The 22659-nt window shown below is 69.0% G+C and carries 23 protein-coding genes; 9 read left to right on the top strand and 14 right to left on the bottom strand.

What is annotated here, in order from left to right:
* Window positions 1-140 precede the first annotated feature (140 nt).
* From ACWGID_RS32825 to ACWGID_RS32840, 4 genes are all read right to left on the bottom strand, one after another.
* Window positions 141-590, bottom strand: coding sequence for an iron chaperone (locus ACWGID_RS32825; protein ID WP_452203204.1), 450 nt, complete (start codon window positions 588-590; stop codon window positions 141-143).
* Window positions 494-1147, bottom strand: a complete 654-nt coding sequence (locus ACWGID_RS32830) for a maleylpyruvate isomerase N-terminal domain-containing protein (RefSeq protein ID WP_452203205.1) — start codon at window positions 1145-1147, stop codon at window positions 494-496. The genes ACWGID_RS32825 and ACWGID_RS32830 overlap by 97 nt, the downstream gene beginning before the upstream one ends.
* Window positions 1148-1253: 106 nt before the next feature.
* Window positions 1254-2276, bottom strand: coding sequence for a GDSL-type esterase/lipase family protein (locus ACWGID_RS32835; protein ID WP_452203206.1), 1023 nt, complete (start codon window positions 2274-2276; stop codon window positions 1254-1256).
* Between the two features lie 13 nt (window positions 2277-2289).
* Window positions 2290-3081, bottom strand: coding sequence for a TrmH family RNA methyltransferase (locus ACWGID_RS32840; RefSeq protein WP_452203207.1), 792 nt, complete (start codon window positions 3079-3081; stop codon window positions 2290-2292).
* Window positions 3082-3363: 282 nt separating this feature from the next.
* On the opposite strand from ACWGID_RS32840, the gene ACWGID_RS32845 reads away from it, so the two are divergent.
* From ACWGID_RS32845 to ACWGID_RS32865, 5 genes are all read left to right on the top strand, one after another.
* Window positions 3364-4554, top strand: a complete 1191-nt coding sequence (locus ACWGID_RS32845; RefSeq protein WP_452203208.1) for a hypothetical protein — start codon at window positions 3364-3366, stop codon at window positions 4552-4554.
* Window positions 4551-5195, top strand: a complete 645-nt coding sequence (locus tag ACWGID_RS32850) for a hypothetical protein (protein ID WP_452203209.1) — start codon at window positions 4551-4553, stop codon at window positions 5193-5195. The genes ACWGID_RS32845 and ACWGID_RS32850 overlap by 4 nt, the downstream gene beginning before the upstream one ends.
* Window positions 5188-5853, top strand: coding sequence for a hypothetical protein (locus ACWGID_RS32855; protein WP_452203210.1), 666 nt, complete (start codon window positions 5188-5190; stop codon window positions 5851-5853). The genes ACWGID_RS32850 and ACWGID_RS32855 overlap by 8 nt, the downstream gene beginning before the upstream one ends.
* Window positions 5850-8963, top strand: a complete 3114-nt coding sequence (locus ACWGID_RS32860) for a chromosome segregation ATPase (protein ID WP_452203211.1) — start codon at window positions 5850-5852, stop codon at window positions 8961-8963. Before ACWGID_RS32855 ends, ACWGID_RS32860 begins: the two co-directional genes overlap by 4 nt.
* Window positions 8964-9146: 183 nt before the next feature.
* A complete protein-coding gene (locus tag ACWGID_RS32865) occupies window positions 9147-9674 on the top strand; it encodes an SAM-dependent methyltransferase (RefSeq protein ID WP_452203235.1) in 528 nt (175 codons plus the stop codon).
* 5 nt (window positions 9675-9679) lie between these two features.
* Here ACWGID_RS32865 and ACWGID_RS32870 read toward each other — a convergent pair whose 3' ends face one another.
* From ACWGID_RS32870 to ACWGID_RS32880, 3 genes are all read right to left on the bottom strand, one after another.
* Entirely contained in the window at window positions 9680-9907 is a 228-nt protein-coding gene (locus ACWGID_RS32870; RefSeq protein ID WP_452203212.1) for a hypothetical protein, read from the bottom strand.
* A gap of 69 nt (window positions 9908-9976) precedes the next feature.
* Complete coding sequence (locus ACWGID_RS32875; protein WP_452203213.1) at window positions 9977-10180, bottom strand: KTSC domain-containing protein; 204 nt, start codon at window positions 10178-10180, stop codon at window positions 9977-9979.
* 62 nt (window positions 10181-10242) lie between these two features.
* The gene (locus ACWGID_RS32880; RefSeq protein ID WP_452203214.1) at window positions 10243-10596 is read right to left on the bottom strand and encodes a helix-turn-helix domain-containing protein; all 354 of its coding nucleotides are present in this window, start codon (window positions 10594-10596) and stop codon (window positions 10243-10245) included.
* Window positions 10597-10737: 141 nt separating this feature from the next.
* Here ACWGID_RS32880 and ACWGID_RS32885 point away from each other — a divergent pair, with 141 nt between their 5' ends.
* Window positions 10738-11031 carry a hypothetical protein gene (locus ACWGID_RS32885; RefSeq protein ID WP_452203215.1) on the top strand — a complete coding sequence of 98 codons (294 nt, stop codon included), beginning with the start codon at window positions 10738-10740 and terminating at the stop codon, window positions 11029-11031.
* Between the two features lie 74 nt (window positions 11032-11105).
* Here ACWGID_RS32885 and ACWGID_RS32890 read toward each other — a convergent pair whose 3' ends face one another.
* The gene (locus ACWGID_RS32890; protein WP_452203216.1) at window positions 11106-12185 is read right to left on the bottom strand and encodes a hypothetical protein; all 1080 of its coding nucleotides are present in this window, start codon (window positions 12183-12185) and stop codon (window positions 11106-11108) included.
* 222 nt (window positions 12186-12407) lie between these two features.
* On the bottom strand, window positions 12408-13037 hold the full coding sequence (locus tag ACWGID_RS32895; RefSeq protein WP_452203217.1) for a hypothetical protein: 630 nt from the start codon (window positions 13035-13037) through the stop codon (window positions 12408-12410).
* Window positions 13038-13236: 199 nt separating this feature from the next.
* Here ACWGID_RS32895 and ACWGID_RS32900 point away from each other — a divergent pair, with 199 nt between their 5' ends.
* On the top strand, window positions 13237-14061 hold the full coding sequence (locus tag ACWGID_RS32900) for an aldo/keto reductase (protein WP_452203218.1): 825 nt from the start codon (window positions 13237-13239) through the stop codon (window positions 14059-14061).
* 80 nt (window positions 14062-14141) lie between these two features.
* On the opposite strand, the gene ACWGID_RS32905 is transcribed toward ACWGID_RS32900, so the two are convergent.
* From ACWGID_RS32905 to ACWGID_RS32915, 3 genes are all read right to left on the bottom strand, one after another.
* Complete coding sequence (locus ACWGID_RS32905) at window positions 14142-17054, bottom strand: vitamin B12-dependent ribonucleotide reductase (RefSeq protein WP_452203219.1); 2913 nt, start codon at window positions 17052-17054, stop codon at window positions 14142-14144.
* Window positions 17055-17171: 117 nt separating this feature from the next.
* Window positions 17172-17666 carry a transcriptional regulator NrdR gene (gene nrdR / locus ACWGID_RS32910; RefSeq protein ID WP_452203220.1) on the bottom strand — a complete coding sequence of 165 codons (495 nt, stop codon included), beginning with the start codon at window positions 17664-17666 and terminating at the stop codon, window positions 17172-17174.
* Window positions 17667-17945: 279 nt separating this feature from the next.
* Window positions 17946-19532, bottom strand: a complete 1587-nt coding sequence (locus tag ACWGID_RS32915; RefSeq protein WP_452203221.1) for a GH39 family glycosyl hydrolase — start codon at window positions 19530-19532, stop codon at window positions 17946-17948.
* Between the two features lie 88 nt (window positions 19533-19620).
* Between ACWGID_RS32915 and ACWGID_RS32920 the strand changes: the two genes are divergently transcribed.
* Window positions 19621-20571: a nucleoside hydrolase gene (locus ACWGID_RS32920; protein WP_452203222.1), complete on the top strand. Its 951-nt coding sequence runs from the start codon at window positions 19621-19623 to the stop codon at window positions 20569-20571.
* On the opposite strand, the gene ACWGID_RS32925 is transcribed toward ACWGID_RS32920, so the two are convergent.
* Entirely contained in the window at window positions 20564-21154 is a 591-nt protein-coding gene (locus tag ACWGID_RS32925; RefSeq protein WP_452203223.1) for a TetR family transcriptional regulator, read from the bottom strand. The genes ACWGID_RS32920 and ACWGID_RS32925 overlap by 8 nt on opposite strands.
* 74 nt (window positions 21155-21228) lie before the next feature.
* Between ACWGID_RS32925 and ACWGID_RS32930 the strand changes: the two genes are divergently transcribed.
* Entirely contained in the window at window positions 21229-21798 is a 570-nt protein-coding gene (locus ACWGID_RS32930) for a GNAT family N-acetyltransferase (protein WP_452203224.1), read from the top strand.
* 12 nt (window positions 21799-21810) lie between these two features.
* Here ACWGID_RS32930 and ACWGID_RS32935 read toward each other — a convergent pair whose 3' ends face one another.
* Window positions 21811-22392 carry a LysM peptidoglycan-binding domain-containing protein gene (locus ACWGID_RS32935; protein ID WP_452203225.1) on the bottom strand — a complete coding sequence of 194 codons (582 nt, stop codon included), beginning with the start codon at window positions 22390-22392 and terminating at the stop codon, window positions 21811-21813.
* Window positions 22393-22659 lie beyond the last annotated feature (267 nt).

Here is a 22659-nt window from a genome sequence, read left to right on the forward strand (position 1 = left end):
AGGTCCCCAGACACCATTTCCTGTCCCCAGTCACCACATGCGGCGGCCGTAGGAGGTCCACGCCGTACGACGAGATGCGCCCGATCCCTATCGTGGTGCTCGCGCGCGCCATCCCTCCGGCTTACTCCTGAGCCGCTGCCTTACTCCTGAGTGCTGCGGGCGGTGATGAAGGCGTGGGTTATGCGGGTGATGAGGGCGTACGGGATGGGCTGGGTGAGGGGGAACTTGAGGGTGCCTTTGCCGGAGCGGTAGGGCTCGAGGGCGGCGGTCAGGGGCTCGTCGGCGGGTGGGATCGGGTACAGGGCGATGTGGGACTTCCAGCCGCTGAAGTGGACGAGGGCGGTGCCGTCGAGGGTGATCGTGGGGATCTGGTAGCTGATCTTCTCCCCCGCACCCGGGTGCGGCCGCGTGGATGGTCCGCCGTACCTCCTCCAGTACCTCGCGGACTTCCGGAGGGTACGACGCGATGTACTCGTCGACCGTCTCGAATTTCTCAGCCATTCGACTGTCCTTCCGTCAGCGGAACGAACGGCATCGGTTCGGGTGTCGGGGACCCGTCCCAAGGCTCGTCCAAGGGTGTCGGCCGCCATTTCCACGAGTCTCGCGCGGGAGTGCCCGGGACCGCAGCGCGACCGGTGAGCCGCCGAAGTTCCAGCCACGCGTCGTCGGCCACCCGCGGCTCGTGAGGGAACAACCGTGTCAGCACTCGCTCACACACGTCGGTCGGCGGCGACAGCGTGCAATCGAGACCGGTCGCAAGATCCTCGCCATGCACCAGCATCTCGACACACCCCATCCCGGCGAACCCTTCCGGATCGCCGTACCCAAAGGGATGGAAGGCCCGAGTATCAGGCGAACTCGCGTAAACCACGCGTGCGAGGATCCTCCCCGCCGCCTCCACGAAGTCGAGTACGCCGGCCGGTGGAGCCAGCTCCTGCGGCCGGGCGAACCACCGCACGTACTGCGTCCGCGCCCCCACCACGAGCTGCGACGCCCAGTGCAGTTGGGCCTGACCGATGTGCTGAGCCGTGTCGCGGCAACTCCACTCGATCGAGCCGGCCCTGACGTGCCAGTCCGCGTCCGTCGCCGGCCGGAGCGCCTCGACCACACAGTCGGTTGCCGCCTCGAGGTCTTCCGCCGTCACCATTCCTGGTCCCTTCGCCGGATTCGCCACTCAGTGTGACGGTCCGGCCGGACGAAAAACAGTCTGTTGCGCGGCGCCCCTTTTTGTCATAGATAGAAGGAAGGGCGGGTTACCCCCGACGGCGCAGCGAGGTGTGCTTCTCCAGCTCGGCGACCAGGTGCTCGGCGATCGTCGCGTGACCGGCGACTGTCGGGTGGACGAGGTCGGTGCAGTCGTCCTCGCTGATCCAGCCGGTCGAGTCGATGCAGACCAGGTTCGGGTCGTCGAGGGACTTCACCGCGGCGTGGATCGTCTCCGCGTGCTTCCCGTTGAACGGCGTGAGCGACACGATCGTCGTCCCCGGGTACGCCGCGCGCACCCGGCGTACGTAGTCGGCGTACTCCTCGATGTCCAGCGTCGGGTCGTTCACCCCGAGGTTGATGACGACGACGTCGGACGCCTCGACCCGCTCGGCCGGTGAGCCGGCGAAGTTCCAGCCGAACGAGTCCACACCGGCCGGCACCTCACCGTTCCCCGGCTTGCTGATCCCCTGACTCCCGAACCCGACCTGGTACGACGTCGCGCCGAACGCCCGCGCGGTCAGATACGCGTACGACGTCGTACCGTCCGCGCCCTCCGACTCGGGATGCGTGCTGAGCGACCGCACGCCCTGCGTGATCGAGTCGCCGTAGAACTCCAGCCGCGGGCCGCTCGGCCGGCCGCTCAACCGCAGTACCGACCTCGTGTCGAGGACCAGCCCGGCGAACACGACCGCGCACCCGAACGGCGGGGTCCACCGGTTGGCGTGCTCGTTGACGTCCTTCACCACGACGGTCACGTGGTGCCGGCCGTCCGCCGCGGACAGCTCGACGACCGGCTCCTCGATGACGTGCAGCTCGGGCTCGCCGTCGTCGACCGTGATCCACAGGTGCGGCGCGACCGTCAGACCGTCGGTGTCGAACAGCAACTGCAGCCGCTCACCCGCGTACGAGAACGAGATCCGCGACCCGGAGTTCACCGTGATCGCGACGCCGGGCTGGTGTCCCCACTGTCCTTCCAGGACGATGCGCGGATCGGACGGGGCGACGACCTCGCCAGGCTCGAACGGCACGAGATGCTCCTCTTCTTCGACGGCGGCGCCAATCCCAGCCATTCTGCCTGGCGCCTCACCAACCTTCCTTCCGAGCCCGCGCCTCGAACAGCAGGATGCCCGCGGACAGCGCGACGTTGAGCGAGTCGGCCTGCCCGAGCATCGGGATCGACACCGCGTCGAACCCCTCCGCGTGCCACTGCTTCGACAGCCCCGAGCCCTCCGACCCGACCACGAAAGCCGTCGGGCCGTCGTACTGCGGAACTCGGTAGGTACCGGTCGCCGCGGGGTCCGCGAGGTGGACGCGGAAGCGGTGACTCCGCAGCCAGTCCGCCGCGGCCGGGATGTCGTCGAACTCCACGATCGGCGTGGACAGGACGGTGCCGCGACTCGCGGAGTACACGGCCGGATGGGTCGGGCGGGCGCGGCGACTGGTCAGGACGAGACAGTCGACGTTGGCGGCGTCCGCGGTCCGGATCAGGGTGCCGAGGTTGCCGGCGTACTCGACGCCGTCCGCGACCAGGACCAGGGACCGGCTGGTGAACCGGAGCGCCTGCGACCGCCATTCCGGAACGCGGGCGATCGAGATCAGGCCGTCGGACCGCGTCTTGCGGGACAGCCGGGCGAGCAGCTTCTCCGAGATGCGGTACACCTCGGTGGCTCGGGCGGCGATCCGGTCGATGTCCGTCGTACCGGCCTCGGGACACCAGAAGAACGTGTCGATGGTGGTTGCCGTGGTGAGCAGGCGGTCGTGTTCCCAGGCTCCTTCGACCATGATGCGGCCGGGTGAACCGTCCTTCCGCAGGGTGAGCAGGTCACGGACACGGGGGTGTTGCGCGCCTACGGTGCGCGCGTGGTGCACAGTCATGTGCAGAGCTCCGAACGGAGAGAATCAGCAAGCGCGCCGGGGACCCCGCGACAGGGCCCGCACCGGCGGGGCGACGCCTGAACGGCGCCGTGGTTCTGACGCGGCCTTCCCGACCGCGTCAGCCAAGGATTCTCATCACACTCCGGATGCTAGGCACCCGCGACAGTGCCGTCACCCGGTTTTCCACAGGCGGGCGGGGCGTGAGTTTTGGTCTGTCGGCGGCGGTGGTTAGAGTCCTTTTCTCTGGTAGCCCCGGTCGCTATCACACGGGAGGGAGTGCGGATGGACGCGACACTGCTCGACGCCGAAGCCGAAGCGGCTGTGCTGCGCGTCTACCGTCAGGTGTTCGCCGTGCTCGCCCGCGAGGCCGGCGCGATGATCGTCGATCCCGACCTGCTGGACGTCGACCAGGCGATCCTGGACGCGTTCGCCGAGGCCGGCAGCGACGGTCTGACCGTGGAGCAGGCCACGCTCGCCTGCCGCGCGTATCCGCACGACGTGATCGTCCGCCGCTTCGACGTCCTGCGGCAGTACGGCGCGATCACCAAACTCGTCGACCGTCCGAACGAGCTGCGGCACCGCGCGGCGTTCGCGCCGTACGTGATGCTGATGTTCCTGCGCCGGATGTCGGTGCAGGGCGGTCAGGCCGAGTTGCACCAGCTGCTCACGCTCGAGGCGCACAGCGTCAGTGACCCGCAGGCGACCGCCGACGACGGCAAGGCCTCGATCGGCCGGCTGACCAAGGTCTTCCGCCTGCTCGGCAACGAGCTGGCCATCCTGGTCTCGACCAGTACGACGGCGCAGCTCCGGGAGAACGCCCAGCTCGCCTGGGGCAACGAGCGCCTCATCGAGCAGGCCGAGAAGGTGCACCGGCTCGTCCTCGGCCGCTGGCCCGAGCTGCATCGCGACTGCACCTCGCTCCGGATGGCCCTGGCCGCGTACGCCGACGCCGTCCAGCTCGCCGCGGGCCGCCTGGTCGAGCGAGCCGGTACGACGCGGGCGCTCGGTCTGCTCCCGATCGAGACGTGGCTGACGTTCAGCCGGAGCAGCGAACCAGAGACACTCGCCGCCGTACTCGACGGTCTGCTGTTCGATGCCGCCGCGCCGGACTTCTCCGCGCAGACGATGGTCGAGGCGGTGGAGACCGGACGCCGCAGCGGTACTGCGCGGATGGCGCCACCACGACCAACAGCCGACGCCGAAGCGCCTGAGTCCGCTGCCGCGACGGACCGCGAGGACTTGCGCGCCGAGGCCGACCGGGTGCTGGCCGGTCGACCAGCGGTGGACATCGTCGAGGTCATCGACGCGGCCGGCGACTGGATCACCGCGCGCCGCGTGCTCGCCGAGCTGACCGCAGCACATCTGCACGACGAACTGGACTACGAGCTGGTCTGGTCCGACGGAATGCGGATCGACCCGACGGCAGGAACGCCGTGGGCCACCGAGGGCGTGTTCCGCCGGGTGACCCGATGAGCGAGGCGGTCGAGCGGCGGCTGTACAACGCGATCTGGTGGGCCAAGGTGCAGTCCGCCGGCCCGCTCGAGGTCGACCCCGATACTCCGGCCGTCGCCGGTCTCACCCGGGCCGCGGCTCCGGACGGCGCGACCGTCTGGCTCGTGCCGACGCTCCCGTCCGGCGCGGGTCACGGCGTCCTCGAGGAGCTCGGCGCTCCCCCGGTCGCCGTCGAGCAGCCGAACGAGACGGCCCGTTTGCTGGCGATCTGTGTCGCCTGCTGCTGGACGGACCGCAGCGCGCCGGCCTGGCCGGGCACGACCGGCACCCTCGCGCAGGTCAGGTCCGTGTACGCCGGGATGCGCGGGCGCGCCGAACAGTCGAGCGATCTCACCCTGATCATCGGCAGCCTGCGCCGCCTGCACGCGACGCATTGGATCCGCTGGGACGAGAAGAACGCCGAGGTCCGGCTCGGCCCGCGAGTCATCACCTGGACCGCAGCCGACCTCTCCACCCTCCGCGACCTCTGCCGCCACCTCCCCGACCCGCCCACCCCCATCCTGTCGACCCACCAGGCGGAACCGCCCCCGGCCGACGCGCTCCCCGACGCCGCGCTCGCTGACGGTGTCTCCTCCGATGAGTTGGAGGTGCCGGATGAGTGAGCAGCATGCGTTGTTCGATTCGTTGCTCCAGGACCTCAGCGATCGGTCCCGCGACGAGGTGCTGGCCGCGTTCAGCGCGGTCCAGTACGCCGCGCACCCGGTCCCCGAAGTACAGCTCGCCGGCCTCCGCGACGTGACGTTGCGCCGCCAGGTCCAGCGAATGCTCAAACTGATCGGCCGAACCCTCGTCCACGTCGACGGCACCCACTGGACCGCCGGGTACGACGACGACATCGCCGCGACCCTCACCGCGCAGGGCTGGCAGCCGTTGTCGGCCATCGATCGCGCGGTGCTCGTACTCGTGCTGATCCATTCAGTCGCGATCCCGCGCAGCGAAGGCATCTTGACCGGCGACAGCTGGAAGTCCGCGCGCCCGACCACGGTCGACGAGCTGCGCACCACGAGGATCAGCGGCGAGGAGCGGCGCCTGGCGCTGCAACGGCTGCGCGCCGCCGGCCTGATCCAGCTGTCCGGCGACCACTCCGGCGGCCCGTCGTACATCCCGGGTCCGCAGCTGCAACGCCTCACGCCGGCCGCGCGCCGCCGGTTACAAGACCAGTTGATCCTCGCGGCCGCCCCGGCCAGCCCGATCGCGGAAGCCATCCGCGCGCGGAACGGCGGTCCAGAACCAGCTACGACAACGGGAGACGACGCGTGAGCGCTGCGGAAGACGGGCCGTTCGACATCCTCGGGTCGAAGGTGCTGCTCGGCGTCCAGGTCGTCGACCTGTCGCGGCTGTCCACGCACCCGATCCCGATGATCGGCCGCGGCCTGATCACGGTCGCCGGTCAGGGCCCGACCGACTCCAACGGTGCCGGCAAGTCGTCCTGGATCGCCGCGCTCAGCCTGCTGCACGCCGACGACCAATGGCGCCTCACCAGCGGCGCCCCGGGCGCGGCCGAGCTGCTGTTCACGGCCGAGGCAGCCGGCCAGGAAGGCAACTGGTCGAACGTCGACCGCGGCTACATCGTCGGCGTCTTCTCCGACCCCGACCTGACCGACCTCGACGAGATCGAGACGGCCGCGGTGACCGTCTGGATCCGCATCAACCGCAAGGCGTCGTATCTCGATCTGCGCTGGAAACAGGGCCTGCACATCCCGTACGGCGCGACCGAGGCCGAGCGCGCCGCGGGCGCCGACGCGCTGTGGGCCGCCCTCCCGCACTCCAACGGCCGCACGGATTTCCACGCCAACAAGCTCTCCCAGGTGCTGTACGGCGGTCAGGTCCGCTGCGTCTCGTTCCTGTCCACGTCGGTCCGCTCCAGCCCGACTGCGAACCTGCTCGCCGAGCCGCTGAACGAACTCGGCCCGGCCCGGATCTTCAACGCGATCGCGACCCTCACCGGTCTCGACCACGAGCTGGAGCAGGAGCAGGCGCACCGATCCGCCGAGCACACGCAGCGCGAAGCGACCAAGCAGGCGGCCGCGGACCTGCAGCGCTGGGAGCAGGAGATGGCGACCGTCGAGGCCGGCATCCTGCAGCGCGCCGCCGCCCGGGAGGCGCTCGCCGCCGCCAAGGAGTCCTGGCAGGCGCGCTCCGCCCGCCACCTCATCGACGGCGCCGCGCGGAACGACGAGATCGTGCAGGAGCTTGCCGTCCTCGACGGGCGGGTCGCCGAGCAGCAGGCCCGCAAGGAAGCCATCGAGACCGAGATCGATGCCTTCGGCAACGAGGAGGGCATGCTCCGGGACGTGCAGCTGACCCGCCAGGAGCGGGACAAGCTGGACGCCCGCGACCGCGAGCTCGACCTGGCGCAGCGTTCGGTTCGCGAGCAGCTGGAGCGGCTCGGGCAGGAGCATCGGCGGCTGCTGGAGGCGGGTCGTTCGGCGGACGGCCGCGACCTCGCCGCGGCCGGCGAGGAGCAGGCCGAAGCGCGCGTGGTCCTCGAGGAGCACATCGGCCAGGACCACGCCGCCCGCGTCGCTGTCCAGCACGCGACGGCCGATCTTCGGGAAGCAGAGAGCGGACAGACGGTGTCCGCGCCCCAGCAGCAGGTCCTGGAAAACGCCGGCATCGAGTGCGGCGCCCTCACGGACATCACCGAGCTGCCCGAATCCGATCGCGCCGAATGGGAGCCGCGGCTCGCGCCGTACCGTGAAGCCGTTGTCATCGACGCCGGTGACGCGACCGTGGCGTCGACCGCGCTGGCCGACGCCGGGTACTCCGGATTCCTTCTGGTGCTGGCGAATCGGCCCGGTGCGACGAAGAAGGCCTCGACGAAGCGCGGGCCGAAGTCGGCCGACAAGCGGTTCGTGCTGGACGCGTTCTTCGCGACGATCGGCGAGCGGGCGACCAAGGACAGCATCGACGACGTCGCCGGTGTGGTCGCGGTCGGGCAGTTCGACGAGCCGATCACCGGCCGGACGGCGCGGATCGAGGCCGCGCGCCGCCGCGTGGAGGGCGCCGTCGAAGCCCGCGCCGAAGCGTCCGCCGCGCTCGATCAGGCGCGATCCCGGGTCGATCAGGCAGAGCGCCGTACGGCGGCCGCTCGCGCACTCGCCGACGCGGAATCGGTGCAGGAACAGATCCTCGCGCTGCGCGAGACCGTCGACCGGCACGAGTCGGATCGCGATTCGCTCGCTCCGCAACTGCAGGCAGCCAAGGACTCCGCCGAGACGGCCGCCGGGCAGCAGCTCGTTCGTGACGAGCGGCTGAAGAACCTGGAGGCGACCCGGCGCGACCACGACCGGATCCTCGACGAGCTGACCGGTCGCCGGCTCACCCTGCTCGAGGAGCAGACCGCGCTCGACCTCACCACCCGGACCACGGCGTGGGGCGGAACACCCGCGGAGGCCGAGGAGTTCATCGTTGGTCTCCCCGACGATTCCCAGCGCCGGACGACGGCCGACTGGAACCACCAGGCGTGCACGCAGCTCGACGATGTCATCCGCCGCTGCTTCCCGAACGCCCGCTCCCGGGACGAGATCCCGACCGAGCTGTGGGAGATCCTGAACGGACCGGACGGCTGGACGAACGGCACGCTCGGCGACCGCGTCGGGTTGGTGCCGGCCCTGCACCGGACCCTGAGCAGTCACCTCGCCCAGCACGAGACGTTCGACAGTCTGCAGCAACAGCAGATCGCCAGCCAGCGCGCCGAGCGGAACGCCGCGCTCGAGCGCGCCCGCGAAGGTCTCGGCGAGGCGGAGAGCACCGCCCGCGCCCACCGCGCGTCGCTTGCCGACGGCATCACGGCGCGGCTTCGCCTGGTGTCACAGGAGTTCGACCGCCTCGACCAGCAGTACGGCGGGTACGGCGCGAAGCTCGAGTTCCCCGAGCCCGACCCGCCGGCCGAGCCCGACAAGCCGTGGCGCTGGACGGTCACGCCGAAGTGGCGGCGCTCCGAAGGTGGTCCGTTCTCCGCATTCAACGTGAAGGGCAACACCGCCCAGATGGACGAGAAGGCGGTCAAGCTGGTGTGCGCGGCCGCGCTCGCCGGCGGATCGGACCGGCCGCTGTTGCTGATCCTCGACGAGCTCGGCCGCAACCTCGGCTCGCAGCACCGGCGCGAGGCGGTGGCACTGTTCGAGCAGATCGGCCGCGACCGGAACATCACCGTCATCGGCGCGCTCCAGGACGACATGGAGCGGTATGCGCTCGCGTCGTCCCGGCTGTACGTGAAGCTCCGGCGCAGCTCCGACACGATGCCGTACAACCAGGCTCCGGTGGTGAAGGGCAATGAGGACAACGCGTCCCGGGTCGAGCTGCTGCGCGAGTGGATGACCTCGTACCGCGGTTCGACGCCGACGCTGGAGCCGACGCTCACGTAGTTGTCGGAGGTGCCTTCTAGAGTGCGTGCACATGACGTCCAGCAGGCACGACGGGAACACCTGGGATCTCGCATCGAGCGTCGGCTCGACCGCCATGGTTCTGGCGTCCGGGCTGGATTCCCGCGCGTACCGACTCCCCTGGCCGACCGGGACAGTGGTGTACGAGCTCGCAAGCCGGAGGTCATCGAGTTCAAGACGCGGGCGCTGGCCGAGCTGGGCGCCGTACCCACCGCCGATGGTCGAGTGGCTGCTGTCGATCTGCGCGACGACTGGCCCGCCGTACTGCGCGCCGCGGGATTCGACCCGGCAGCGCCGACCGCGTGGAGTGCAGAAGGTCTGTTGGGCTACCTGCCTCCGGAGGCACAGGACCGCCTGCTCGACACCATCACCGAGCTCAGCGCGCCGGGCAGCCGCGTCGCCACCGAAAGCAGGCCCAACCCACAGCCGGGGGTCGAAGACAAGACGAAGGAGAAGCTGAATCGCCTGTCCGAACGCTGGCGTGCGCAGAACTTCGACTCCGATGCGGCAAGCCTGCGCTACTTCGGCGAGCGCAACGAAGCAGCTCCCTACCTGGTCGACCGCGGCTGGGCGCTGAGCGGGATCACCATCCGCGACTTGCTTGCCGCCAACAACCTGCCGGCGCTGCGGGACGACGCGATGCGGATGGGCGACATGCTCTACGTCAGCGGCACTCTGAACCCCGCGCAGTAGCTGGGCTACCGCGACGGCTGCGGTGTCGAGCAGTCGATCTTCGGGTTGGCTCCGATGTAGTTCAGCGGGCCCGCGACGATCGTGACTAGCACCGTGCCGACCTTGGCACAGGACGTCCGGGAGCTCTCGAAGTAGTTCCGCTGCGCCGCGGCCGCGAAACCGACAAGGAGCCAGACGACTAGGACGATCGTGAGTGCACGGGAACGCGTCGCGGAAGCTCTACGGGTGCTCATGTCCATCTCCTGTTTCGGTGGACCCCCGTGCAACGCACCTCAAGTGCCCGCGGCGAAACGGCCAGAAACTCAGACCTCCCGGAACTCGTAGTACGGCTTGATGTGCGCGTTCACGTACGCACCGATGCTTGGTGCGGCCAACAGCGCCGCGTACGTCGGTTGCGGGACGTCGAGGTACTGGTAGATGTAGCCGTTCGCGTACTCGAGTTCCAGGGTGCCGTCGGACCATCCGATCGATCGGATGCTCGACGAGTTCACCGGGCGTCGCCGCACTCGTGACTCCTTCCGTGATCGAGCTGAGCGATCCAGTCTGCCGGTGCTGTCAAGGCGATCTCTCAGGGCGATGAAGACCTCTCCGGATCCTCGGTCTGCAGGCGCGCGAGCGCCCGGGCGAGATCGCCGACGGCGGTGTTGAGCTGGGTCAGCACGGTGTGGTCGATCGGCACCCGGCGCTGGTCGAGACCCAGGTTGGCGGTGAACCGGACCAGGGCGTCCGGCGGCGCCTGGTTGAGGTAGGTGTCCAGGGCCTCCTGCAGGTAGGGGCTGGGAACGACGTCCGGTTTCTCCCGCCACTTCGTCAGCGTGCGCGGCGATATCCCGAGCCGCTCGGCGAAGGCCTCGTTGGTCAGGCGGAGCGCCGTACGCAAGGCATGTGCGTGCCGGCCGGTCCATTCGTCGATGACTGTCATCCGTGTCGCTCCCTTGCGGCGTCGATTACTCCCTGCAATGAGAATATGGCGATTTGGTGATCGCCGGTGGGCAGAATTTGTGCGCTGTGGATACCGGTTGAGTTCCTGGTGAGGACCGCGGGCTGCGCGTTGACTTGGGCCATGGACGAGATCAGCGGGACAACCGCGACGCTGCCGCGGACCACCCGGCGGCGTCATCTGAAGGTCGCGAGCAAGTCCGGAGCACGCCGCTTCCAGCTGCACCGCCGCGTCGACGTCTCCGGAGTCAGCGGGACGGGTGTGATCGCCGAGGGCGTCGAGTGGAGCGACCGGACGGTCGCGCTGCGCTGGGGCGGGAAGTACCCGACGACCACCGTGTGGCAGGACGGCGTCGAGGCACTGCTGGCCATCCACGGACACAGCGGATCGACCACGATCCGCTGGCTGGACGAGTGATCACGCGGCCCCGATCCCGGCGGGGTGGGCCGACCCTGCAGACACCCCACCCCGCCGGCCTACTCGGTTCCGGCCTACTCGGAGAAGAACTGCTCCCGGTACGTCGCCTGCGCGGGCGACTGCGTCGAGCCGTTCACCCCCGAGCCGCTGACCCCCGACCCGTTCGGTCCGGTCTCATGGCGCACGTCCGTCGCGCCGCCCGCGTGGCGCGGCACCGGACGCTGCTGCGCCTCGTCGCTCGGGCTCTTCGACTCCACACCGTCGGGGCCGTCGGGACTGTCGGGGCTGTCAAGGCCGGCCGGATCGGCGAGTTCCTCGATCGCCGTGCTGAAGGCGAGTTCGGCACGGGTCGGCCGTTGGCGTTCGATCTCCTCTGCGGCCACACGCCGTACGGGGAGGTCGTTCGCCGCGGCCGAGAGTCCGGCGAGGGTGTCGAGGAGGCCGAGGGCGGTCTCCACCTCGCCGGGGTTGTTGACCAGCCACCAGACCGCCGCCGAGCCGGGCGTAGAGAAGACGTCGTCCTTCAGATACGCGCGTTTGTCCTGCTCCATGCGGCGCTCGAGCAGCGTGGTCTGTTCGCGGCGGTGCAGCGCCGCCAGATGCTGAAGGTGCTTCTGGTCCGCGTCCGGCAGCCGGAGCCGGATCTCGGTCGCCCACGCCCGGACTTGACCTTTCTCGTCCAGCGCAGGTTCGCCCAGAAGCGCGGCGAGGCGATGCTGATTCAGCGACTCGTCCGTCACCTGCTGGCGCGCGGTGAGCGATCGCGCGCGCTCCAGCAACGCGTCGACGGCCACCGCGCCGAGGTCCGCGTGCCGGGAGCCCGACAGGACGGTCGACCACTGGACCACGGCCGAGAAGCTGAACTGGAAGTCGGGCGACGCGGACGGCAGCCGCACGTCCGCGACCGTCCGGGACGGCGGCCCAGAGAAGACCGGCTCTGGGTCCGGGAGCACGACGGACGGCCGCGCAGCCTGCTGCTTCGCGACCGCCGGCCGCTGCTCGTCCGGCTGTTTCCACACGACCGCGAGCAACACCAGGAGCACCACGGTGAGCAGCACAGCCGCCCACGCCGGCAGTCGGATGACCAGCGAAACGAGGTACAGCACCAGGACGATCGCGGCAGCAGTCAGGAGCGAGTTCCTGTGGAGCTTCATGGTGGCGTTCCTTCACCGCGTAGGGCGGAGGTCAGCAGGTCAGCCAATGCACACCCGACGGCTTCCCCGACGTCACACCACCCGAGCCACCGGCCACCCAGACCACAGACTGCGCCACACGACGAGTCCACAAAAAGTCTCACACGCCTCACCCAAAGTAGTCGAAACCTGCGTGTCGCCGCTCAGCCAGTGGGACAGCGGCTCGACCGGCCGCGCGCCGGCTCAGCCGGTGAGGGAGCGGAGGGCTTGGCGGGAGGGGGTGAGGAGGACTGGTTTGTAGGGGCAGCGTTGGTCGGTGAGGGTTTCGTAGGCCTGGACGGCTCGGTTGGCGGCGTCCCAGCCTTGTTCGGCGGGGGTGCGGCCGAGGCCGCGGTTGCGGACCAGGGCGCCGTAGAAAGCGGAGCAGAAGACGGTGGCTTCGTACCAGCCGATGACCGCGCTTGTGCCGATGTAGGTGACGTCGTCCTGGATGCAGTCGCGGATGGCGCGTTGCCACTTGCCGATCCCGGTCTTGCAGCCGTCGGCGATGACGACGCCGCTGGCGATCCCCCACTGGTGATCGAGGAACCAGTCGGCCAGCGACTTGAGCGAGACCTGGGTCTCGCCGTCGGTCGACAGGAAGGACGGCTCCTCACTGTGGTCACCGTGTGCCATCACGTGCAGCACGGTCGACGGGGTGGTGAGGGCGGAGAACGCGGTCTCGTGGTCGCGGGTCCGGACGAAGTTCACATCGATGACCGGCTGGTCCCAGCCCGCGTTGATGTTGCCGGTGATCCCCTGCACGAAGGTCATCGACGCGTCGAAGGAGTTGTCCAGACCGAGGTCCACCAGAGTGATCAGCCGATTCCGCATTCGCCCATCCCTCCCAAGCTTTTCAAGCCCTGCGGGACCATGATGAGGCACGGATCCGACAGTTCGCGCCCCGGTGTACCAACGATGAGACCGGCCGCCCGGACCGTACGCCGTACGGCCGGTTCGTGGGCTGTTCCGATGAGTTCGGACGGTGACCGACGTACCGTGTTCGGGCAGCGGTTGACGAAGGAGGAGACGGATGAGCCACGTTCCAACGGTCACGTTGAGTCACGGATCCAGGATGCCCCGGGTCGGACTCGGAACCTCACCGATGAACGACGCGGACGCCGAACGGGCGGTGAGTACGGCGCTCGAACTCGGCTATCGCCTGATCGACACGGCGGAGAACTACCGCAACGAGACCGGCGTCGGGCGGGCGTTGCGCGGCGCCCCGCGGGACGAGCTGTTCGTGACGTCGAAGTTCAACAAGCGCTGGCACAGCGTCGACGGCCCGCGGACCGCGTTCGAGGCGAGCGCGGAGAAACTCGGCGTCGAGTACCTCGACCTCCTGCTCATCCACTGGCCGAACCCGGCCCAGGATCGGTACGTCGAGGCGTGGCAAGGGCTGATCGCCCTGCGCGAGGCCGGGCTGGTGAAGGCGATCGGTACGTCGAACTTCAAGCCCACGCACCTGCAACGGCTGATCGACGAGACCGGCGTGGCGCCGGAGGTGAACCAGGTCCAGCTCAGCCCGGTGTGGACGAAGGCCGCCGAGCGGGACTTCCACGAGCAGCACGGCATCGTCACGGAGGCCTGGAGCCCGCTCGGCAAGGGCACGGAGCTCCTCAGCCACCCAACGGTCCAGGCGATCGCCGAAGCCCACGACCGCTCCCCCGGCCAGGTCGTCCTCCGCTGGGAGACCCAGCAGAACGTCGTACCGATCCCGAAGTCGGCCGACCCCGGCCGGCTCACGCAGAACCTGGCGATCTTCGACTTCGACCTGACCAGCAACGAGCTGGCGGCGCTGGACGAGCTGGACGGCACCGCGAAGCCGCCGGCGGACTCGGATCGTTCCGGCCACTGAACGCACCTCGGCCCCCGGGGGAAGTGGGAAGTTCCCGGGGGCCGTGGCGCTATCAGCGCGGGTCGGTTGCAGCTACTGGATCAGCTGCAGCCGGAGGTGCTGCCGCAGCCTTCGCAGACGTAGCAGGAGCCGCTGGGCCGCATCTTGGTGCCGCAGGTGAAGCAGAGCGGGGCGTCGACCGACGTGCCGGTGATGAGTTCGAGCATCTCGGCGGTGGTGTGGGCCTCGCCCTTGACCGGCTTGGCTGCTGCCGCGTCGGCCGGCTTGACGGTGGCTTCGGCGGTGTCAGCGGCGTCGGCGGCCGGCTCGATCGACTTCAGGGACTCGGCCTCGGAGATCTCGACCGGAGCCGCCTCGTAAGAACCGGTGTCGAGCTGGCGCGACCGCTCCTCGGCGGAGTAGATGCCCAGCGCGGCCCGATCGTCGAACGGCAGGTAGTCCAGAGCCAGGCGCCGGAAGATGTAGTCCATGATCGACTGCGCCATCCGGACGTCCGGGTCGTCGGTCAGACCGGCCGGCTCGAACTTCAGGTTGGTGAACTTCTGGACGTAGGTCTCCAGCGGTACGCCGTGCTGCAGCGCGATCGAGATCGCGATCGAGAAGGCGTCCATCACACCGGCCAGCGTCGAACCCTGCTTGCCCATCTTCAGGAAGACCTCGCCCAGACCGTCGTCCGGGTAGGACCCGGCGGTCATGTAGCCCTCGGCGCCACCGACGCTGAACGACGTGGTCCGCGACGGCCGCGACTTCGGCAGGCGCTTGCGCGTCGGCCGGTACTCGATGACCTTCTCGATGATCTTCTCGGCGACCGCCTCGGTCTCGGCCTCGGCCGCCTCGGCGGCCTTCTTCGCCTTCGCGTCCGCCAGCGGCTGACCGACCTTGCAGTTGTCGCGGTAGACCGCGAGCGCCTTCAGGCCGAGCTTCCAGCCCTGGAAGTAGACGTCGGCGATCTCCTCGACCGTCGCGGTCTCCGGCAGGTTCACCGTCTTCGAGATCGCGCCGGACAGGAACGGCTGCGCCGCCGCCATCATCCGCACGTGACCCATCGGCTTGATGGCCCGCTCACCCATCGCGGTGTCGAAGATCTCGTAGTGCTCCGGCTTCAGGCCCGGCGCGTCCACGACGTGACCGTTCTCCGAGATGTACTCGACGATCGCCTCGATCGTCTCCTCGGTGTAGCCGTACTGGCGCAGCGCCCGCGGGACCGTGGTGTTCACGATCTGCATCGAGCCGCCGCCGACCAGCTTCTTGAACTTGACCAGCGAGAAGTCCGGCTCGATGCCGGTGGTGTCGCAGTCCATCATGAAGCCGATGGTGCCGGTCGGCGCGAGCACCGAGGCCTGCGCGTTCCGCCAGCCGTTCTTGGCGCCGGTCTTCAGGACGCTGTCCCACGCGGCGGACGCGTGCTTGTGGACGTCCTTGTCGATCGGGTGCAGGGTGCGGATCGCGTCGTTGGCCGCCGCGTGCTTGCGCATCACCCGGGTGTGGGCGTCCTTGTTCCGCTCGAAGCCGTCGTACGAGCCGACGATGCCGGCCAGCTCGGCGGAGCGCTTGTACGACGTCCCGGTCATCAGCGAGGTGATAGCGCCCGCCAGTGCGCGACCACCGTCGGAGTCGTACGCGTGACCCGTCGCCATCAGCAGCGCACCGAGGTTCGCGTAGCCGATCCCGAGCTGCCGGTAGGCGCGGGTGGTGTCACCGATCGCCTCGGTCGGGAAGTCGGCGAAGCAGATCGAGATGTCCATCGCGGTGATGATCAGCTCGACGGCCTTGGCGAACTTCTCCGAGTCGAACAGGTCGTCGTCGCGGAGGAACTTCATCAGGTTCAGCGACGCCAGGTTGCAGGACGAGTTGTCCAGGTGCATGTACTCCGAGCACGGGTTCGACGCGGTGATCCGGCCGGTCTCCGGCGTGGTGTGCCAGTCGTTGATCGTGTCGTCGTACTGCAGGCCCGGGTCGGCGCACGCCCACGCCGCCTGGGAGATCTTGTCGAACAGCTCACGGGCGTCGACGGTCTCGATGATCGAGTTGTCCATCCGCGCCCGCAGGCCGAAGTCGCCCTTCTCCTCGACCGCGCGCATGAACTCGTCCGAGACCCGGACCGAGTTGTTCGCGTTCTGGTACTGCACGGAGGTGATGTCGCGACCGCCGAGGTCCATGTCGAAGCCCGCGTCACGCAGGACGCGGATCTTCTCCTCCTCGCGCATCTTGGTGTCGACGAACTCCTCGATGTCGGGGTGGTCAACGTCCAGGACGACCATCTTGGCCGCGCGCCGGGTGGCGCCGCCGGACTTGATGGTGCCGGCCGACGCGTCCGCGCCGCGCATGAACGAGACCGGGCCGGAGGCGGTGCCACCGCTGGACTGCAGCAGCTCCTTCGAGGAGCGGATCCGGGACAGGTTCAGGCCGGCGCCGGAGCCGCCCTTGAAGATCAGGCCCTCTTCCTTGTACCAGTTCAGGATCGAGTCCATCGAGTCGTCGACGGCGAGGATGAAGCAGGCCGACACCTGCTGCGGCGAGGACGTCCCGACGTTGAACCAGACCGGCGAGTTGAAGCTGAAGTACTGGTGCAGGAGCATCCAGGTGAGCTCGTGCTCGAAGACCTCCGCGTCGCCCGGCGTGGCGAAGTACCCGTGGTCCTCGCCGGCCTTGCGGTAGGTCTTCACGACCCGGTCGAGCAGCTGGCGCAGGCTCCACTCCCGGTTGTCGTGGCCGACCGCGCCGCGGAAGTACTTCGTGGTGACGATCGTCGAGGCGTTGACGCTCCAGAAGTCGGGGAACTCCACCCCGCGCTGCTCGAAGACCGTCTCACCCGTCTTCCAGTTCTGCTGTACGACGTCGCGACGCTCCCACGTCACCTCGTCGTACGGGTGCGCGCCCTCGGTGCTGAAAACGCGCTCGATGGTGAGTCCCGTGGGCGCGTTCTTCCGCCCGCGGAACCCGGCCGCCGACCGCTTGGTCGACCCCGAGTGGCCGGTCACCGTCTCTGTCATGGTTGCTCCTCGCCCTGTGTCTGCATACCGCGGTCTGTCGGGACCGCCCCGTTGGTGTACTGCGTAACGCCGTACCGCTGATACCGCTGGTGTTTCTGGAACTACCGTTCCCCCGGTTTACGTTTGCTGGGTCGGCTTCAGGCGGCCGGGCTCCGTGCCCTGCGGCTCCTTCTCGGCCCGCAGCAGCGCGATCTCCGTCTCGAAGTCGTCGGCCGACTCGAACTGCCGGTAGACACTCGCGAACCGCAGGTAGGCGACCTCGTCCAGCTCCCGCAGCGGCCCGAGGATCGCGAGTCCGACCTCGTGCGCGGGAATCTCCGGCGAGCCGCTGCCCTTGAGCGCGTCCTCGACCTTCTGACCCAGGCGTGCGAGCTGGTCCGCGTTCACCGGCCGGCCCTTGCACGCCTTCCCGACCCCGTTGATGACCTTCTCCCGGCTGAACGGCTCGGTCGCGCCGGAGCGCTTCACGACCGTGAGCTGCATCTGCTCGACGGTGGTGAATCGCTTCTCGCAGACCGGGCACTGCCGGCGGCGGCGAATCGCTCCGCCGTCCTCGGCCACCCGGCTGTCGACCACTCGGGAATCGGCGTGCCGGCAATACGGACAGTGCACGACGAATCACTTCCTCCCGTGACCGCCGAAGGGGCGGCCTGTGGATCAGCCTGGGGACAACTTGTGTAGAACCTGTGTGCAACTAACCACTACCTGTGGAAAATTACACCCGTGTAACCACTACATCTAGGGATCTTAGGTCCCTGCTCCGACAGTTTGCAAGCAGGCTCGGATCGCCCGCGCGTGTCTAGGTTTCAACACTGAAGCGGACCCGTGTACTCCCGCGTGGCGCCACCCGAATGACCCTTCGGAGGCGCAAACTACGGCCTCCCTGACGGGTCAGGGCTGACGGGTGAGGACGACCAGACTCAACGCCGGGAGCGGCAGGTCAAGGGGCAGACAATAGCCCGAATTCACGTCCACCGGCGTGTCGTCGCAGAGCCGTTCCAAGCCCTGACGCGCGGTGATCTCCGCCAGTTGTTCGGCCGTCGGGTCCTGCGGTGCGCCGAGCCCCTGCCAGATGGTGTGGCTGTTGCTGTGCGCGTGGTCGATGCGGAAGTGCTCGACGGTCCATCGCCCCTGTTCGAGCCCCTCGATCTCGAGATCGACGCGGGTCGTGGCGGTGTCGGCGGCGTACTGGTCGTCGGTGTGCCGCCAGACGAGGATCGCGACCTTGTCCGCGTCCCGCCCGGCCAGCGCGTCGATCTCGCCAGAGCCGGCGGCCTCAACGCGCCGGTCGCCGAGGTGGGCGAAGGCGCGGTACGCGTTCATCAGCGGCTTCTCGATGCCGGACGCGGTGACGAAGCTCCGGGTGCCCTCGAAGTACCGCTCGCCCTCCATCGAGAAGCTCCAGGTCGTCGCCTCGCGCACCTGCGCGGTGTGCCGCTCGTTGAGGTCGAGGATCTCCTTCATCAGCTGCGCCTGGAAGACCGGGTAGTACTCCGTGTTGCGGTAGCCGAAGTTCGCGTTGTCGTAGATCCCCCAGTGCGCCGGTACGGACGCGTCGCACTCGTCCACGATCACGGGCTTCCCGGCGTACTGCGGGAACTCGTCGATGACCGTCAGCGCGGTGTCGATCTCGCGGAGCATCTTCGCGGTCGACGGAGACTCCTGTGCGGGCGCCGGCGCGCCGATCGGACCGTAGGTTCGCCAAGGGGTGAAATGCGCGCCCTTGGTGTGGAACGACACGAAGTCGACCGCGAGGTCGCGATCGGCGCAGGCCTGGAGGAATCCGCGGAGGAAGTCGTCACCGCCACCGGTCACCGCTGGGCCGCCCACCTTCGCGTCCGGGTAGACGTCGCGGATCGCGCTCACGGTCAGCTCGTACAGGTCGTAGTACTGCTCCGGCGTCCCGCGCCAGTAGGTGATGTCCGGCTCGTTCCACAGCTCCCAGAGCCAGTGCTGGACCTCGTCCTCGCCGTACCGCTCCAGGGCGTGCTCGGCGAGTGATGTGACCAGCCCGGCGAACTTGCGGAAGTCCTTCGGCGGATACGACCACCAGCCCGCCTCGTACTCGCTGTACAGACTCGGGCTGCCCTCGTACGGGAAGTCGGTCTTGGCATGGTCCGGCACGAGCGCGAGCGGGGTGAAGCCGAGCTCGACCAGCGGATGGTGGCCGGCGTTCACGATCGCGTCGTACGTCAGGTCCGCGATCGTGAAGTCGTAGTACGGCGTCCCGTCCGCGTGCTCGTGATAGACGTTGCCACTCCCCCAGTGCGGCAGGCCGAGGCCGGTGCCGCTGGTGAAGATGTTGTGCGGCCGGACGTGGTACGGCGTCTCCGCGAACGCACCGATCGCCTCGAGCGTGCGACGGCCCTGTGCGGTGTAGGTCCAGTTGATCTCGTCGTACCCGAGGCTGGCCCACAGGCGATGCAGCACACCGAGGTCGTGGGCTGCGTTGACGGTGACGCGCGCGTTCCGGCTCATCCTGGCCCCTTGATCGCTGTATCGATAAACAGCCAGGACCGACCCTACCGGGAACCCGCGGCCGGCGCGGGATGTGAGGATGTCGCCCATGAAGCCGGTGATTCTGGACGTCGACACGGGTCTGGACGACGCCTGTGCGCTGCTGCTGGCCGCTCGGCACCCCGAGCTCGACCTGAAGGCGGTCACCTGCGTCGGCGGGAACGTCGGGCTCGACGCGGTGGTGCGCAACACGCTGACCGTGCTCGACGCGGCCGGCCGGCCCGACGTACCGGTCGCGCGGGGTGCCGCCGTACCGCTGATCCAGCCGGTGCGGGAGGCGCGGCATGTGCACGGGGACGACGGGCTCGGGGATCTCGATTGGCCGCGGTCGACCCGGCCGACCGACCCGCGGCATGCCGTCGAACTGCTGCGCGACGTACTGCGGGAAGCCGCGGCGACCGGTGAGTTGATCACGCTGATCCCGCTGGCGCCGCTGACGAACATCGCCTTGCTGCTGCGCACCTATCCGGATACGGCGGCGGGGCTGCGGGAGATCGTGTTCATGGGCGGCGCGGCGGGGATCGGGAACGCGACCGCGTCGGCCGAGTTCAACATCTGGACGGATCCGGAAGCGGCCGCGATCGTTCTCGCGGCCGCCGGCGATCTCGGCGTACCGCTGACGATGTACGGACTGGATGTGTTCTACGACGTCGTGGTCTCGCTGGAGCAGGCCCGCGGGCTCGACGGATCCCCTTCCGCGGACCTCGCGCAGAAGCTGATCGCCAAGCGCAGCGAGCTGTACCAGTCGGACGGCGCGACGATCGGCGACGGCGGGGCCGTGTGCGCGGTGATCGATCCGTCGGGGCTGACGACCCAGTCGTACCCGGTGCGCGTCGAGCTGTCCGGGAGCTGGTCGCGCGGGCGGACGATCGTCGACACGCGCGACTGGTCCGCTGATCTGACCAGCGACCCGCACGGACAGGCGCCGACGACGGTCCGCGTCGCGACAGCGGTCGACGGCAAGCGGTACGCCGAAATGTGGCTGGCGACCGTTAGGTAAGCAGCTCGATCAGGCGGGCGCGAACGCCGTACAGGAAGAGATCGAGGCCGTCCGCGAAGAGATCCGGACCGTCAGCGGAATCGGCGACGACGGCCGCGAGAGTCCATCGCGCGGTGACCTCGAAGACGTGCCGCGCCGCATCCTCCGGTACGCCGAGGCGCGCGAGGGCCTCGATCTGGGCCCGGACCAGTTCGGCGCGGGAACCGTCGCCCCGGTCACGATCCGGCGTGGCCTTGGGCTGGATCAGACCGGCGAGGCCCGGGTGGTCGCCGTAGAACGCCCGCAGCTCGAGCGATCCGGATCGCGTCAGGTCGATCCACTCGTCGACGGTCCGCAGCTCCCGGTACGCCGCATTGTCGGCCGTGAACTGGTCGAACGCATTGCGGGCGACGAGGTCGAGGAGCTCGGACTTGTTGTGGACATGGTGATAGAGCGACGGAGCGCGGACTCGCAGGCGCTCGGCGACCGCGCGCATGGTGAGGCCGTCGACGCCGTCCGCGCGGATCACCGCGAGGGCCGCGTCGGCGATCGCGGCGACGGTGACACCGGCCGCGGCATGGGACGAGGGGTCGCGTGTGGTCATGAAATCTCGTTGTCCGGCGGGCTGGTCGGGAATACTGTCTAACGTTATTAGACAGACTGGCCGAGGATGGTGCCGTGACCGGATTCCGACCCGCGTACCCGTTGCTGACCGAGCGGCTGGAGCTGCGGCCGCACCGCCGGGAAGACCTGGATGACCTGTTCGCGTTCCACTCGCGGCCGGAGGTCGTGCGGTACACACCGTGGCCGGTACGGGATCGCGAGCAGACCCGGATCGCGCTCGAGCGGAAGCTGCCGCAAGGAGAGTTGACCGAGGCGGGTCAGTGGCTGGTGCTCGCGATCGAGCTCCGCGAGACCGGGACCGTGATCGGCGAGGTGCTGCTGAAGTGGGCCAGCGAGGCGGACCGCCAAGGTGAGATCGGGTTCGCGCTGCACACCGACTACCAGGGCAAAGGACTCGCGGCGGAAGCGGCGCAGGAGATGCTGCGGGTCGGCTTCGACGAGTTGGGGCTGCATCGGATCGTCGCGGTCCTGGACGACCGGAACGTCGCGTCCGCCCGGCTGCTCGAACGACTGGGGATGCGGCGCGAAGCGCACCATCTGCACGCCCAGTGGTTCAAGGGTGAGTGGGGCAACGAATACGTCTACGCGCTGCTCGAGGACGAGTGGCGCGCGGCGCGCTCCTGATCAGCCGAGGACTCAGCCGACGACGGGGATCTGCAGGGTCTGGCCGGGCGTGATGGCAGCCGGGCCGGACAGCTTGTTGAGGTCGGCGATCTTCTCCACGACCGTGCCTGGGTCCTGACCGGGGTTGGTGGACTGGGCGATCGACCACAGGGTCTGACCGGGAGCCACCTGGACCGGCACGGTGTGGGTGAAGTGCGGGCCGGGCTCGAGAACGCCGGCCACGCGGAGGCCGAGGACCAGGATCGCGGAACCGAAGACCAGGACCGACAGCGTGGTCACCAGCAGACGGCCGCGACGGGTCAGGCGGAGCGGCGCCGACTCGTGACGCTCCTGTGTGCGGCGACCGACAACCTCGCCGGAGCACCCGCGAACCGACAGCGGATCAGAGCCACCGACCCGAGGCCGGCGGCGCCGCGGGGCGGCAGGTGACACGGCGGGCGACGGGGTCGCAGCCGGCGACGCCGCTCGGGCGGTCGGAACCGCCGTCAGGTGCCGGGCCGACCGGCCCGTCCGGGTGGATGGCGTGCGTGGCGGCACAGCCTCGGGTGCGCGGCGGGATACAAGTGCGTCGGCCGCCAGAGCTGCTGTGCTCATCGGATCCTCCAGACCTCGGTCGGTGCGCGTCCTGCGGTGTCGGTTCCTGTCTATCGGTCGCCTCCGACAGTTTCCGGAAGAGCGCCCCGTTCGACCGGACCGAACACCTGTTCGATCGAACGTCTGTACGAATGATTAACCGACGGCCACCGTTCGCGCAACCACTACCAACCGCGACACGCCCGGGAAATTCCCTGCCGCCGCAGCACCCCGCGCACGCCTTATAACCCGACACGCGAACAGACGTGCGAACCGACACGCCTTCGA

The sequence above is a fragment of the Kribbella sp. NPDC054772 genome (assembly GCF_053611945.1).